This window comes from Lacrimispora sp. 210928-DFI.3.58, assembly GCF_020554865.1.
Lineage (GTDB): Bacteria > Bacillota > Clostridia > Lachnospirales > Lachnospiraceae > Enterocloster.
Genome location: NZ_JAJCIC010000005.1, coordinates 25293 through 40235, shown reverse-complemented (window position 1 = coordinate 40235; position 14943 = coordinate 25293). Strand labels below are relative to the sequence as shown.

20 protein-coding genes are annotated in these 14943 nt (G+C 47.6%); all 20 read right to left on the bottom strand.

All coding sequences use genetic code 11. The features are described 5' to 3' along the window. Positions 1–7: 7 nt before the first annotated feature. Complete coding sequence (locus tag LIZ87_RS04785) at positions 8–910, bottom strand: conjugal transfer protein TrbL family protein (protein WP_118584659.1); 903 nt, start codon at positions 908–910, stop codon at positions 8–10. Between the two features lie 17 nt (positions 911–927). Beyond that, complete coding sequence (locus LIZ87_RS04780; protein WP_227145576.1) at positions 928–1947, bottom strand: DUF4259 domain-containing protein; 1020 nt, start codon at positions 1945–1947, stop codon at positions 928–930. Between the two features lie 10 nt (positions 1948–1957). Beyond that, positions 1958–2293, bottom strand: a complete 336-nt coding sequence (locus tag LIZ87_RS04775) for a DUF3852 domain-containing protein (RefSeq protein WP_002593811.1) — start codon at positions 2291–2293, stop codon at positions 1958–1960. A 46-nt stretch (positions 2294–2339) separates the two neighbouring features. Beyond that, positions 2340–4043 carry a hypothetical protein gene (locus LIZ87_RS04770; RefSeq protein WP_178711358.1) on the bottom strand — a complete coding sequence of 568 codons (1704 nt, stop codon included), beginning with the start codon at positions 4041–4043 and terminating at the stop codon, positions 2340–2342. A 96-nt stretch (positions 4044–4139) separates the two neighbouring features. Next, positions 4140–4748 (bottom strand): DUF6550 family protein, encoded by a 609-nt coding sequence (locus LIZ87_RS04765; protein ID WP_055650603.1) that lies wholly within the window; start codon positions 4746–4748, stop codon positions 4140–4142. An 81-nt stretch (positions 4749–4829) separates the two neighbouring features. After that, the gene (locus LIZ87_RS04760) at positions 4830–5375 is read right to left on the bottom strand and encodes a hypothetical protein (RefSeq protein ID WP_002593814.1); all 546 of its coding nucleotides are present in this window, start codon (positions 5373–5375) and stop codon (positions 4830–4832) included. Between the two features lie 22 nt (positions 5376–5397). Beyond that, positions 5398–5808 (bottom strand): DUF4320 family protein, encoded by a 411-nt coding sequence (locus LIZ87_RS04755; RefSeq protein WP_002593815.1) that lies wholly within the window; start codon positions 5806–5808, stop codon positions 5398–5400. 17 nt (positions 5809–5825) lie between these two features. Continuing rightward, the gene (locus tag LIZ87_RS04750) at positions 5826–6698 is read right to left on the bottom strand and encodes a hypothetical protein (RefSeq protein ID WP_002593816.1); all 873 of its coding nucleotides are present in this window, start codon (positions 6696–6698) and stop codon (positions 5826–5828) included. Between the two features lie 2 nt (positions 6699–6700). Next, on the bottom strand, positions 6701–7630 hold the full coding sequence (locus LIZ87_RS04745) for a type II secretion system F family protein (protein ID WP_055650602.1): 930 nt from the start codon (positions 7628–7630) through the stop codon (positions 6701–6703). Further along, positions 7627–9273, bottom strand: coding sequence for an ATPase, T2SS/T4P/T4SS family (locus LIZ87_RS04740; RefSeq protein ID WP_002593818.1), 1647 nt, complete (start codon positions 9271–9273; stop codon positions 7627–7629). The genes LIZ87_RS04745 and LIZ87_RS04740 overlap by 4 nt, the downstream gene beginning before the upstream one ends. Then, on the bottom strand, positions 9267–10079 hold the full coding sequence (locus LIZ87_RS04735) for an AAA family ATPase (RefSeq protein WP_227145573.1): 813 nt from the start codon (positions 10077–10079) through the stop codon (positions 9267–9269). Before LIZ87_RS04735 ends, LIZ87_RS04740 begins: the two co-directional genes overlap by 7 nt. 3 nt (positions 10080–10082) lie before the next feature. Further along, positions 10083–10943: a Flp pilus assembly protein CpaB gene (gene cpaB, locus LIZ87_RS04730; protein ID WP_117472002.1), complete on the bottom strand. Its 861-nt coding sequence runs from the start codon at positions 10941–10943 to the stop codon at positions 10083–10085. A gap of 149 nt (positions 10944–11092) precedes the next feature. Beyond that, positions 11093–11551 carry a prepilin peptidase gene (locus LIZ87_RS04725; RefSeq protein ID WP_227145571.1) on the bottom strand — a complete coding sequence of 153 codons (459 nt, stop codon included), beginning with the start codon at positions 11549–11551 and terminating at the stop codon, positions 11093–11095. 1 nt (position 11552) lies between these two features. Next, positions 11553–11792 (bottom strand): DUF6133 family protein, encoded by a 240-nt coding sequence (locus LIZ87_RS04720; RefSeq protein WP_227145569.1) that lies wholly within the window; start codon positions 11790–11792, stop codon positions 11553–11555. 48 nt (positions 11793–11840) lie between these two features. After that, complete coding sequence (locus LIZ87_RS04715) at positions 11841–12167, bottom strand: SpoVG family protein (protein ID WP_002593823.1); 327 nt, start codon at positions 12165–12167, stop codon at positions 11841–11843. Positions 12168–12254: 87 nt separating this feature from the next. Continuing rightward, positions 12255–12815, bottom strand: a complete 561-nt coding sequence (locus tag LIZ87_RS04710; protein ID WP_227145567.1) for a YodL domain-containing protein — start codon at positions 12813–12815, stop codon at positions 12255–12257. Between the two features lie 16 nt (positions 12816–12831). Beyond that, positions 12832–13392: a hypothetical protein gene (locus LIZ87_RS04705; RefSeq protein WP_002593825.1), complete on the bottom strand. Its 561-nt coding sequence runs from the start codon at positions 13390–13392 to the stop codon at positions 12832–12834. Between the two features lie 4 nt (positions 13393–13396). Next, positions 13397–13675, bottom strand: coding sequence for an AbrB/MazE/SpoVT family DNA-binding domain-containing protein (locus LIZ87_RS04700; protein WP_227145565.1), 279 nt, complete (start codon positions 13673–13675; stop codon positions 13397–13399). Next, positions 13672–13821, bottom strand: coding sequence for a hypothetical protein (locus tag LIZ87_RS04695; protein WP_227145563.1), 150 nt, complete (start codon positions 13819–13821; stop codon positions 13672–13674). The genes LIZ87_RS04700 and LIZ87_RS04695 overlap by 4 nt, the downstream gene beginning before the upstream one ends. Positions 13822–13928: 107 nt before the next feature. Further along, on the bottom strand, positions 13929–14909 hold the full coding sequence (locus LIZ87_RS04690; protein WP_084770634.1) for a DNA adenine methylase: 981 nt from the start codon (positions 14907–14909) through the stop codon (positions 13929–13931). Positions 14910–14943: the final 34 nt, after the last annotated feature.

The following is a 14943-nucleotide window of genomic DNA, read 5'->3' as shown; positions in this document are numbered from 1 at the left end:
GTCCTCTCTACTTAGAAACCACTTGCACAACCGTCCTTGTTAGGTTCATAGCTCCCTGCGCTGCATAGACTGCTCCCATCACATTTGCTTTGGTTCCCGTTTCCAACCCAAACTGCCCCGCAATCCGCGGAATCTCACCTGCCGATAACATAAGTCCCAGACCAAGCAGTGCCTGATCCTTAACGACCATCAGACCTGCGATCAGGACCGTCGCCTGTAAAAATGCGGTCAGGCACAGACCGATTACCTGCTTGCACCAGCCAACAAATCCATCAATATATCCCCTTGGCACACTGAATAAATAAAGGCTCCCTACTGCAATCTGGATCAGAAGGATCCCGCCCCGTTTTAAGTTCGCAAAGAACACTTTGATCACCGCATAACCCATGAGGATCAAGAGAAAGATCATAAAAATCGGGCTGCTGATACTTCCGATTCCACCAAAAACTCCAGATATAGCAGCTTCTTGCCAGGTAGCAGCATCCTGAAGAGACTGCACAATCCCTGCCGCAACTGTCCCAATATCTTCTCCCAATCCTGTAATACCAGCTGTAAAACTCCCCTGAAGTGAAATACTGAGCTTATAAAGCTCCACTGGAACAGTCGTAAACAGGCTGGCTGCCAGGAATCCCTTGATTACATTCAGGGCAGTATCGCGTATGCTTCCCCTGCCATTCTGATATTCAATTCCGCATTCAAAGGCTGCCACTACGATTCCCGTCACATAAAGTGCCCATGCCAGATAATAAAAAAGAAGCACAACAGACTGTACCCAGCTCATTTCGAACAGTTCAGCCCCCATGCTTCCCATCTGCATGAAAAAATCCCCCAGAAATCCAACAATCTGACCATACAGCCAGTCAATGATCTGTCCCAGAACCGTGTCTGCAACAAAATCCCAGATAAACAAGTTTTAACCACCTCCCCTTAACACATCTTCTGTCCCATTTGCATAGCTTCCTCCGGTTCCTGAAACACTTGCAGATAGGTCTTTACCGCTTCACTGAGTACTTTATAATCCTCTTTTCCGGGCTGATATACATACCAGCCGATCTCCTTTCCATAGGACCAGATATGGGGATTTACCCCGTCGCGGAAGTTGGGATTAGTCGTTTTTTTCAGACCCCACACATCTCCAAATTTCACAACCATGCTGTCGATCGTTCCTTCATTCCGATTCAAAAGGGTCACTTTCAATCGGTCATAATGATCCGCAACCATGCCTGTCTGAAAGTTGATTTTGACACGGATCTGATCCGTCAGCCTTCCATAACAACAATTCCCGACAAACCTTGGTTCTGAAAAGCTCGCTCCCGTTCCAAACATTTTTTTTAGTTCCCTTTCAAAAAATGTCATGCTTTCCTCCTCCGACCTATGTGGGTTCTCACGTTCTTCCCCTTCTTTCTTTCCTGCCATTTTTCCTGGTTCCACCTTCTGGCAAATGCTTCCTGTCCATAATGCAACTGTTTCTCCCTCTCTTGTAAGCAGTTCATCCATCCTTCCAATCAGTTTTTCCATATGCGCCTGCCAGTGCTTCCAATCCCGTTCCTGAAACCAGCCGCCCCACAAAACTCCCGACTTCTCCTGCTCTTTTGCACATTTACGGCTGTAAAAAAGAGTTTCCGACAGATATTCCTTTACCCACTGAAGGGATTCTTTCGATGCTGTAAAAGAAGACAGGGAGGAAAACTTCTTATCCCCCCTGATTCCATCCAGTGCAGAAAAATCCTTCTCCTGGAATTTTACAATTAGTTCTGCCACTGCCATTGGGCTTGTATGAGACACCCCTTCTGACACTTCCGGAGGGGCATTCCAAGAATCTGCCTTCAGCCAGGCAAGCATCTGCCGGAGTTCTACATCCCCTTGTTCCGGAAGATGTTTCCGTATGAGACTGATGGCATCTAGTCCAGCATCGGACTCAAACGCAGTAATTCCCCAACATCCCATGATATACCTCCTAAATTCCAAGAATCTGCCAGATATAAAGCGGTGCAGTCAGTGTAAATACCAGACAGGCAAACAGAATTGCCGGTGCTGCCCATTCAAACTGCCCATGTTTCCGATAATCAAAGTATGCCGTTCCCAGTTTTCCAAAAAAGAACACGGCAAGGATCAGATCTATGGCTGGAAATACAACATGATCGACAACTGTTTTGATCTGTTGGGATGCCGTCTGCCAGGTTCCCTCAATCGCCCCGGCCACGTCCCCGGAAGCCGCATATGCCGGCATACAGATTAGGCTTGCGAAAACTGCGGCTGTACAAACAGATGTTATGATTTTCTTTGTTTTCATTAAAATGTTCCTCCTATTCCTGTGTAATTTCCTGCAAAAACTCCCCCTACTCTGGGTTCTGCGGTGCGATGTGCCAGTCACTCCATAGGTTTCCGTCAATGGTAATGGAATCGGTCAGATTCATGGAAAGCATCCCAGCCGGTGTCCAGCAATCCAACAACCATGTATATGGCGTATAGCTTCCATCCGGATACCAAATTGGTGTAAAATGCGTTCTCCTCTCATAGGTACTGTAACCATTTTTCTTAAACTCATGGGTCATATCATAGCCGCCATTCATCCGTTCCAAAAGCCTCCAAAACCTCTCATACTGAAATTCCGGAAAATAAGTCACCGCATTCTGCGCAGATGTCACTGCAGAACTCTGATTGGTGCTGACATGAGTTGTTACCTTTTCCTGGAATCCATAACCGGATTTCATCGTCCTTCCCGTAGCGGTAGGGGACTTTTCATCGGTTGTAATTCTCATATCTGCAGTCAGGCTTGCGGAGTATCGGTCCAGGTCAAACTCCCACCAGCCATGGTCACACCAGTACCCGTCATCATCCTCATCCCCGCTGTGCCATACCCAGTATTCCCTCCACCATGGTCTCCACACACCCCAGGATGCAGAGGTTACTTCTGCATTGGAAGGAACCGAAGGTCTTGTAAACCCGTCATTCCGGTCATCCGCATTGGGATCTGGCGGTGGATTTTCATCCAGATCCACAACCTTGATGTGAAGAGTTCCTTTACTTGTTCCTCCTCCGCCCCGCACACGGACGGTCATCGTCATAGTCTGAGGCTGCTCCGGTGTTGTCCAGCGGATCCAAGCCAGCTGACTGTCGCCGGACGGATAATATACCTCTCCCACCTCGTAGCTTCTTCCTCCTACGGAAAATGTTACGGATACCGGATGATCCGGATCACTCTGTCCTCCGCTTACCTCTACTGCCGTAATCACTTCCGTGTTAGTCCTATACTCATAATCATAGGTCGTGATCTCCGGTTCCTCTGGTGGCACATCCCGAAACCGTACAATGCCAAGTCCCAGGGAACTTTTTATTTCACTGTTGGAACGGATTCCCGATGTAGGACCTCCCCAAGCCGGATATCCCAGATCCGGTGTTTCCAAAAACATAGAAAGTGGTAGATTCTGAAATGCCACTGTTGGAAGGACAGCACGAAGCCCACCACTTAACATCTCATCATAGAGCGCTGCCTCTGTTGCTGTAACTGCAATCAGGGTTCCCTGAAATTTAAGAAAACTGATCGGCTCCAATAAGAGCCTATACTCCCCTCCCACCAGTGTGTCAAAATCCATTCCAGTCAGTCCTGCAATGCTGCGCACCACCTGTTCATCTGTAAAATAACTTTTAATCTGCTCAATGTTTGCCTGCCCCAGACTTTTCGAGCTGATGATTCTGGGTAGAGACTGTGCCGGATTTACATACTCATATGGATTGGTATCAATCATCAAAGCACTTCCTCTGGTATAAGACATTTTACTGACTTTCCCAAAGGAGTAGGCAATATTCGGATGCTTGTTTGTTAAGTCAATCGGTCTTGTTACCGGATCATGGCTCTCTGCCCGAATGACAGTAACCCGCACCCCTTCATTTCCCGGTGACCAGGAATTCTGACTGGTCCCCTGTCCCATACTTCCGCCGCCCCCATCAAGATTTCCGTCCCCTACTGCATAAACCTGGATGGAGAGTATCAAAGACAGTAAGATTGAGACTATGAAAAACACACATTTCTTCTGTTTCAAGTATCCTCCTTTCCAACCACAGGAAGCCTTGTTTCCTTCCCTGGTATCTGGGAAAAGAAAAAACACCACATTGATGTGGTGCTTCTTCTTTCTGTCTTAATCCATAATGCCAATCTTATTCCCGTTTTCATACATATCTTCTGCTGCAGTTCCAGAGCCTCCTCCTCCATGGTTTTCTACCCAGCCGAATCCTGGAACATAGATCTGGTTCCCGGAAGTATCTCCTGCCTGCGGCTGTTCCGGATCTGCTACCGGTTCGGACGGTTTTTCTACCGCTTCATGATCCACGGGAACCGGAGGAGTATCCTGCTTTGTACCATCTGGTTTTTGTGTTGGATCTGTCAGGATCTCCTTGCTTGGCGGTTCTGGTTTAGTTGGTTTTGGTTGGATACTCTGCGTTGTCTGATCAGTCTGTGGCGACCGGCTGTCCACCGCCTGAGTGTCTGTTTCCTGATTTTCTCCGATTCCTGGATGAATCACAAGGCTCTCTTCTTCTCTGGATACTACTTTACTTTCCTCTTCCTTCTTTTCAAAATCTCCAGGATCTACAATCAATTCTGTTTCCGTCTCCCCTGTTCCTGGCAGAACATCTTCACCGGACGGTTTCGGACCAAACTGCATTCCAATGGCAGCGATCAGGCCGATTCCTATGAGCACGCCGCCCAAAATTGCCAGATTCTTTTTCATCTTCTCTGTCAGTTTCATGATTCTGCTCCTCCTTTATCCTGTTTTCTGTTTTGTTATGCACAACATACTATACAATCCTCTCAAAGTCCAGGTCATTCCCTAGAACACCTCTGTATATCCAGCCTGTACCTTCAATGTGATCCACATGGATGGAAGAATCCGGCCGCCAAACCGAACTGGAACCTCCAGTCTAACAATGGCATCTGCCTCAAACCGCTGCGCATGGGCTGGATCTGATGGGGCCAGAGGTGCATTCCGAAGCGTCACTTGCAGGCTATCTATGGCAAACTCCATTGCAGTTCCAGTATCCGCATACTTTACATGCCTGCCGCCAGACAATTGGGTCCCTATGGTTTCATCCAGATAATCATAAATGTCCCCTTCATTCAGATCTTCTTCCCAGCTTCCCTCTCCAAAGGGAACATAGCTGCCAGAATATCCCTCCCTGACTCCATGATACACACCTGCATAATTATCATTGACTGTGGAAATGACAGCATCCTCCACGGCTTCCCGCACACCTGCCGCAATGACTTGAAGCCGGAAATACTCACTAATCCCACACATCAGAATAATCAGCGAAAGAACAATCCCGATGGTCATGGGAAATGAGGAGGCTCGCCTGTCTCTCAGTATCTCTTTCATCCGTTTCCGCAATCCCTCCACCTCATTTCCAGTAAACTTCTGATTTTCCAGCTGCCTGTGCGCGAAGCGTAACCGGAAAAGAAGCAAACTCGCCAAACAGACCGATATTTGTATCCATCGTCAGGGTAACGGTAACCTCTTCATTTAACTGGATTCTTCCATGACTGGACCATAAAATGTCCGGATGAAGCCCTGTTTTTTCCGACAGCACAGCGGCACGGCGGCTTGTCTCTGCACCTACGCGCCCGCTTACCTCTGCTTCACGCACCAGTTCTGTAGCGAAGGTATCCAGCTGCTGTTTCTGAATAAAAACCGGAAGCACACGCATGGCAAGGGCAAGCACCATGACCGCACACAAAACCAGCACGATCACATCCACATATCCTTCGCCCCGTCTTTCTGACAGCGCTCTCCATAAACGATGACTCCTCATCCTCTCCTCCTTCCTGTCTAAAACATTCCTCCAAGGCTCTCCAATGCCACATAGCAGATAATCGCCAAATAAGTCAGCAGAAAACATACCAGCATGACAAAGGAAAAAACACGGATCTTAGGAGGGATTTTCTGTGCCTGTGCTTTTAATCTCTGCAGTTCGATCTGCTTAAAATCATGAGCCAGCATCTGAAAATACACTGTGCTGTCATCCCCTCGAAGGACACCAATCAATCCACGTACCACATCGGACAGCATGGGCGAGTTCAGTCTTGCCTCAAATCGTGTCAGCGCCGCTTCATAATTGGAGGAACGCATATCCGCCAGAAGAATATCTAACTCTCCAGTCAGCGCTGGTCCCGCATTCCCCTTGAATCGCTCCAACATACCGATCACATTACGGCTTGCTTTCAGTTCCTGTTCCATAGTCGCCACCATTCTCGGAAGCTCCCCCTCTATCTCTTCCCGCTTTGCCTTTAAGGTTTCATCCGCTTTCTGGTTTTCCTTAAAGTAAAGAAGTAAGGCCAGCACAACCACAACAGGAACCAGTAGCGGAAAAAGGAACATGCAGGGAATCGCCCCCAAAAGTACTGCGCCTGATTTTACCAGAGCATACGCCTGATACACTTCCGGGGTCATATTCATTCCACTGGCTTTTAACACATTCTGCATCCTGCTTCTCTTATATGCATCCATCCGGATGAAACCAGACAGTCGCACTGCTAGGATCATAAAATAAGTTTCCAATGTCTTTGCCGCTTTCCGCTCCTGTTTTACCGTACCCAGCATGGCCTTCGCCGCACCCATGGTAGGTAACTTTAGAACAGACGCAGTTAAAAAGAAAAGTCCCAGAGCTAAAAACAGCCCGAATAAAAATAACAAGCCTTCCATAGCTACCTCCTGTATTCAATGGGACGGGTCAGTTTCACTACAAAGCCAGCGGATATAAAAATAGCCGCCGCAGTGGCAGCCAGAATACACTGTCCCAGTACCGTATGCATCAGTACATCATACCAGTCCTGATTCAGCAGATACATAAGAGGAATATTGCCTACTACAAACACAACCATAATCATAAACTCTTTTCTTGGTTCTGCGATCATGTATTCCAGTTCTGCGTTCACATTCCGCATATCTGACAGCTTTGATACGATGGGCGGCAGTGTAGTCTTTAAGCTCCGGTCATGCTGGCAGTCACTGACCGCATCGCACCACTCCCGAAACACCTCATTATCAATCCTTCCCCGCAAAATCCGAAGGGCGGCCTGAACATCCGGATTTACCATTTTAATCTGGATAAGAAAATCCTGAAATACTCTGGACACTGGAGGATTTAAATATGCTATATTCTCCTCCACCGCCGTCACAATATCTTCTGTCCTCAGATATGCTGTGGTAATGACCGAAAGCGCCGTTTCCAGTTCTGCAGACACATCCCTTTTATAATGATTGGCAGTCAGTTTCACATACCAGAATGGTAGAAATAAAAAACCCACTGCCATCACCGGAGCTAGGAAAAAATTCCCCAACAAAATAGCAATGGATCCCCCAGCGCAAAACAGTGCCAGAGCAACTGCGCAGATGATGGAAAACCGGTTCCCCCTGCCCGTCATTTGAAGGATGTTCTGTGCTTCCTCCAGTTCCCTGCGCAAAATCCCTGATTTTTTTCTTCCTGATGATTCCCTGATGTCTTCCCGCAGACTTCGTTTTGGATTCAATAGAAATCCAAACAGGCTGTCCGTAAACTCCACTGGCTTCATTCCCAGCAGTAAAAATACACCCACGATCATTCCCGCACACGCCAATAGCTGAATCGCCGTCATTCATTCTCCTCCTCTCTATCCTTTTTTACATTCAAAAGTCCTGCCAGCGTTTCCTGCGGCATTCCATTCTCCATCAGCCGTCTTGCCAGACTGTCCGAGATTGGGTTGATTTGTCTATGGTGCCCCACAATTACAAACTTTCCATCCTCCACCCTGTTTTCCGTAATCTGATATTGAAACAGCGGACGGTATCGTCTGGTTCCATCTGCCAGAATCTCACACTCCATGATTTCCATTAAACGGCGTTCCTTGTTTTCCAGCTGTTTGCAGAAAGCGATGATCGGATAGGCTTCCGTTACAAATCCCATCAGAGTCTCATCACTCATATCCACAGCACGTTTACACAGGGAAACCATGCGGCGGTAAGTTGCCTCACAACTCATGGAATGGATGGTTGTCACAACCGCAACACCGGTTCTGGCAGCCTCCTGTGCCGCATTCGCTTCTGGTCCACGCATTTCTCCTACCACAATAATGTCCGGATTAAAGCGTAGCGCCATATCAAGGAGTGCAATCTGATCTACTCTCTGCCTCTCATTCTCGCTGTCACGGGTCAAGGTGTGAATCACGGAATTGACTACCCTCCCATCCTTTCTGCGTACCAGCGCCAGCTCCCTTGAACCATTCTCAATACTGTAAATACGCTTACCGTCCGGAATTGTGGTCAGAAGCCAGCCTAACAGTGTGGTTTTTCCGGAGCTTGTGGCTCCCGCCACACACACAGAGATTCCATACCGGATGCACTCCGATAAAAAATCCAGCATCTGACTGGTTGCCGTTCCTCCCTTTATAAAGTCCTGTTTCTTCATGCTCTGGGGATTCACAATTCGGATCGAGGCTGCCACCCCGACATCCTCATCAACAAGAGGTGTCTTCAGTACAGCAATACGGATATTTTTACTTAAATGTCCCAGAACGCTTGGACTCGCATCATCCAGCACCATCCCAGACACATGCAACATACGCCGAATGACATTGATGGCATGTTCGGGGCTTTCAAAATGCTCTTTCAATTTTTCTGTCACTCCACCAGAATACTGGACCTCCACATCATCCCAGGCATTTACATCGATCTCCTCGATTCCTTCCCCGTAGATGTACTTTGTGAGAAAACCGAACTCTGCCATTTCTGAATAAATCGCATCAATCAGCTCATCCGTGGTTTTTCCCGGTACTTGTATACGGTTATCCTGAATATACTTCCCGGCAAATCGGCGAATCTGTGCTTTTATTTCTTCGTTTCCATCTCCGGTTACCAGATTACTGTATTCTTTGGAAAGATACGCCTGTATCTCCTGCAGCACGGACTGAAAGTCACGCCCTTCATCCTCTGATGCAAAAAACAGGTCATGGGTACGGAGAGAACGACCTCCCGTTTTTTGAGTACACAAAGGAGCCTCTATGTCCTCCTCTTCTGACCAGATATCCTCCTTTCCATGCATCTGTCCTTCACAAGCCTGTTCCGACAGGCTATCATTTTGGAAGTTTTCTTCTGTCCCCTCCCCTCCATCCAAGCCATCCAAAGAAGCCTCCGTTTCCATGATCTCCTCCGGAAGATGTCCAGAATCCTGTCGTGTTTCTTCCCGAACAGCTTCGGGAAAACCCGCAGAAAACGCGGCTTTGCTGCGTCTTTCCCCTAACATCCGAACACCTCCTTTGTGATTGCTTCCATGGTTTTTCTAAACCCCTTACTGTCCTTTAGCACCAGTTCTTTCAGAAGGTTCCCTTCCAGAACCTGTGCCTTTACTTCCTCGGAATGAGGGATCTGGAATGCCACATTGCCGAGCACCCGTTCAATGTGTTCGCTGGCCTCATTGGGATATACATTGCTGGCCACTTTATACTGCTTTTCTGCATCCCACTGACTGTCCTTAAGAAGCGGAAGCTGACTGGAAAGATAACTGATGGATTTCAGATCACAGTTTACCAGCCGCAGCACTGCATCCGCCTCCATCAAGGCAATGGCCGAAAGAATGTCATTGGCAATACAGCTTCCACAATCAACGATGATATAGGGAGCGATCTTTCTCAAACACTGCAGTAATTCCTCTGCCTGTGTCCGCTCGTAAGGTGGATATGTGTATTCATTTTCCCCCTTCCTCATTCCAAGGATCGTTAGATGGCGTATTTTTTTATGAGTAATACAGTTATGGCGTACCAACGATTCCGACACATGGGTTGCTGCCAGAACACTCCCCAGAGAATGCTCCTCGTCCAGGTCTCCCGGAGGACAGATACAGGGAAGCATCGGTGTATTCATATCACACAGAAGGAGAGCCACATCCTTCTTCTGCATGGCAAGACGCGCCGCCAGCTTCACTGCTGTCGTGGTTTTACCAGATCCAGGACTTCCCCAGACTGCCAGCATTTGATTCTCATTTTCCGGTTCCCAGTCAGGAGCGCTGTCCCCGGCTCCCCTGCTGAAAATACTGTTTTTCAGAAAATTCAAGGCTTACTCCACCTCGCTTTCCTCTGTTTCGCCCTGTTCGGACTCCTCCTGCTCCTCTGCTTTGGTTTCCTCTGGCTCCTTATCAGAATGATCCGGCGCCTCGTTTTCTTCCGCTTCTCCTTCCATATCTTCTGGAGGATACAGTTCCGTTAATATCTGGTTTTGCGCTTCCAAAAACTGCCCTGCACTCTTTTCATCCCCACGATACACCAGAGACAAATGCAGTTTTCCATCTGCCTCCAGCTCTGCCAGAACCATTGACTGCTCTGGCGTTACCAGCAAGGTAACGGTTCCAGGCAGCTCACGATCCGCTCCATCTTCCAGTTCTTCTCCCGTATTTGCGTCATATCCGCTGTTTGCAGTCACAGCAATGACCTCCACATACTGAAGCTCCGCAGGAATTACCGTTTTTCCCTGCTTTCTATAATCTGGAGCTATAACTGACACAATATCGCCGCTCTTTAGCTTTCCAGACAATCCATTGGCAAATGCCTTAACCGTAACAGAGATTGCCTGCTTTTCTCCTGTCAGATGATAGAGATAGGCATTTTCTGCCGCCGGCTCTTCTGCAATCTTGGATGTCAGGATGTAATCTCCTGGCGCCAAATCTGCAGATGCAAATGCCCCAACCACAGTATCCGAATGTTTTACTACATCATCTGGCAGGTTATAACTGCCAACCTCTATGGTCTTTACCATGTCAGAAGTAATTTCTTCTCCCACTGAAATTGGTTTTACTACACGGACAATTTCCGTCTTTTCACTCATAGCCTTATTAAACAATGGTGTAACTGCAAAGCAGATGATCAAAGACAGCACGATGCAAAGCACACCAAGTACAGTCCTGTTTTTCAAAAATCGCATTTCATCTCCTCCAACTCTTTTCCTTATTTTGGTTCCTTTTTAACCAGTGTTCCACTGACTGCTGTCTACCTATTTTCTGTTGTGGTATATGATGGCCGCAATCATTGTAAGCGGCACTGCAACACAAACCATGATCCATAATTTCTTCTTCATATCATCCATCCTCCTAATCTCATACAATAAACGGCTGCCGCTCCTCCTGCCAGAAACGGTCCCACAGGAAATGCTTCTTTAGCTCGTTTTCCCTTGAACCGATTCCACAGGCAGACCATACAACCATACATCACAAATCCTGTCAGTCCTAAACAGGAAGCAGTCAGACTTGCAGGAAGTCCCAGTACCAAGCCGGTTGCTCCTGCCAGCTTGATATCACCGCCGCCAATTCCTCCTTCCCTCTTGCAAAATAATGCAACTATGAGGTATGGCACTGCCCCTAAAGCTCCAAACAGCTGTCTGGGTGCAAAGTTCAGAAAGGAAAGCAGGGCAATCCCTGCCTGGAATCGGTCCGGAATAATCCGGTACCGAAGATCCCAGGCAGAAACCGCAATAAGCAGCGAGAAAAAAAGCACTGCCTGTACTGCCTGAAGCAGCGATATCCTGATCTCCATATCAACCGCTATAGTCAAACATTTCCTGCACCCTGCGTACCAGTGTAGGAAGTACGGTATCATTAAACAGTGCATAAAGACCTGCCAGAAGCAGTGCTCCCAGCACAACTGCGATCAGGATCTTAATGGCTGTGTCCACATATCCCTCACCAGACGTATCCTGAAGCTTGTTTTTTACATTCCACATATGCATAACCATTGCATTTCGATAATTTACCAGCTGTTTTTTAATATTCTTCATTTGATCTCCTCCATTGATTTTCTGTTTTTGTTCTCTGTACCCCTTAAATCAGACCATGTTCTGCCCTGGATTTTGAGGGGGTGCTGTCTGTAAGGTAGATGCCTGTGCCATGGACAGTGCCTCTCCATACGCTCCCAATACCGCTTGTTTCAGCTCGTTGCGGAATTCCTCCGTCACAGGAAAACAGATATCCTTGTATCCATCCTGTGTTTTCCGGCTGGGCATAGACATAAAAAGCCCATCCTTACCTCCCTCGACGATTTTGATTCCCCGGACGGCAAAACACCCGGCGATTGTGGCGGATGCATAGGCTCTGATCCCGCCCTGTACTCCTGGTGGATACATAGATGTAATCCGAACGTCTAAATCTGGCATACTGATTCTTCCTCCTTTGTTTTTTTCTGCTCATAAACCGTTCCTTTCTGGATCTATTTCAGTCAAGCAGACAACCAAAACTGCCTGCTAAAACTGCATGGTGTGTATGAATTCCTCCGCCGGTTGCGACTCTGTAAAATCAATTCTCTTAAAGTCATAGCGATCCACATAAAAAAAGGAACTCCCTATTTCATCATAGAGTTCCAGCACATCACTAATGGATAGCCCATGACCTGTATAACCGGACGGCGGATGATACCGGAATTTATCATAGAGTTCTTCCAGGTCATTGGTGTCAGATGCCCCTTCATAGACTTTGATATAAAAATCCGGCTTGGGGGAGCCATATTGCTGCTCCATCTGGGAAAGTGCAAGGAACTTCATATGCACATCCACATCTCCTCTCAGTTGCCAGATGCGTACATCTTTTAACCCCTTTGCCGCTTCCATATCTTCCTGGCTATTTGCCAATCGGTCGTAGATCCCGTCCTGCCACTGAATTTTTTGGATATTCCTCTGCTTACGCAGGAAGCTTTCTAATGCTTCATTCTGAAACATGGGATCCACTACTGCACATCCTTCCGTCACACGACCTACCCGGTTCCCATAATACCGAATCACTCCATTTTCAATCTGAATCTGCTTCATTTCCCTTCCCTCATTTCTAAATCATCTCCATCCCCCCGTCCTTCTGTGCCTGTTGAAACTGTTCCAGACTCTGCACATCGGGAAAGATCATCCTTCCCTCTAACATTTCCAGTACGGCAAAATCATCCCTGTCGCAGATCAAAATCCGATACTGGTAGTCCTTCTGCATCATTACATAGCTCCATACTTCCTCTGGATTTGCCAGCCATACCCCTGACGCATAGCGTCCATCCGGCAGAAAACTGTATCCAGAATATTCTGGGGAATGTCCATGTAAATCCAGCGCCCCAAATGGACGGATCTGGGAGAGCTGGAGCCGTTCCTTTTCCCCCAACAGTTCTGGCCGCAGCACACCAACCACATCCCTGTTCCAGCAGTGCCATGCCTCCCCAGTAGATAAGGAAACCAGATGGGCAATGGAATGTCTGGGATTTTCTGTTTTCTGGATATTCGTACAGAAAAAAAGCTGCCCCGTGTAATGCTCTGGTAATACCTTTGAGGGAAGAACCACCACCCGGTTCTGGATAGATGCCTCCTTTTCTGTCTGCATACAATCCTTTTCTGTGAATTCCTGCATGATCTTACCACTCCTTTTTCTGCAGCAGTCTGCTCAGTTCTCCGATCAGATCCAGTCGGAGGCTGTCCGGCATAAACTGAAATGCAGTACGAACATATGCCTCCACTGCCTCCGGAGACTGATCTCCCACCTCGATAACCTCTACCTTCCGGACTGTAATTTTTCCACCCGCCATTCCCAGACAAACAATATCCCCATACTCCAGCTTTGCCGCTTCCCTCATAGATTTTGGAATCAGGACACGTCCCTTTCCATCCACTAAACGATACATCGGTTTACTCATCTGGTCCTTTTCTCCTTTCCCATCAATGCCTCCACTTCATTGGGTTCAATCCCCAGCTCATCGAACACCTTCAGATAGGGTTTGCAAACCGTCTGTACCGGAGCCTCAATACCAATCAGAATCACTCCGGGGACTGTTTCTATCATCAAATCACAATCAAGCGGAATCCCAGCCGTCAGTAACAGTTCACTAGGCACAGAAAGGACACCGTTTTCCTTTTTTTGCACCATTGTTTTTCTCTTGTTTTCTGTTCTCATAGCACCTCTCTTTCCGGACAGATTTCTTCCCGGATCTCATAATGATCCGTTTCTCCATCTCCCCACATTCCAAATAGATCCAGCTGTCTTGGTTTTGACCGCTCCCTCTCACCAGGATCATAATTGGTAATAATGACCTCTGGAAACTCACAACCGCCCTCATACCTCTGGGCCAGGTTATTGATGCGGGTAACGGCTGTAATAAAATATCCTGCATACAGTTCCCGGATGAAATCGCAGTCATTGTAGCTGACCATCCACTTCCCCCTGCTCCCTGTCAGAGTGTCTCGGAGCCGTTTGTGATCCTCTTTTCGGAATACCACTGCATAATGACCTTCCGTCTCATAATAGGGCGGATCGCAATAAAAAAAGGCACTATCCCGGTCATACTGCCGAATCAGTGCCTCAAAGTCTTTATTTTCTATTACGGTATCTGCCAGCCTGCGGGATGCCTGCCAAATGGTGTCAAAGCAGTTCCTCACATCAAACGGACGGCAGCCAAAGGACGTGCAGCCACTTCCATAGCTGTACCGGATCAGTTTAAAAAATGCAGCCGCCCGTTTTACATCGGTTACCTCTGCATTTTCCAGCAGGATTTTTTTCACTTCCTCATAATCCGGCGGCATCAGATGCTTCTCTGCCAGCTCCAGCTCCTCAATTAAAAATCGGGTATCCGGTTCCTGCTTTTCAATAAAATTACGGATTACTGTAAATTCATCCCTGCTGTTTAACGGAAGAAATCCGAGTTCCTTAAGGAATGCCCCCGTGCGGTTCTTGACGCAATAAAACAGGTTTGCCAAGTTAGAGTTATAATCATTATAAATCTCCATACACCGGTCATCTGGTGGTTTTCCAAACAGTACCCAACCACCTCCGCCGAACACCTCAATGTACCGGTCATAACTTGCAGGAAACATCGTGTAAATCAGGCTGCGGAGTGCTTTCTTTCCGCCAACCCATGAAATAAAACTGTTGATTCTGCATCCCTCCTAACATCCGCAATACTCGTGA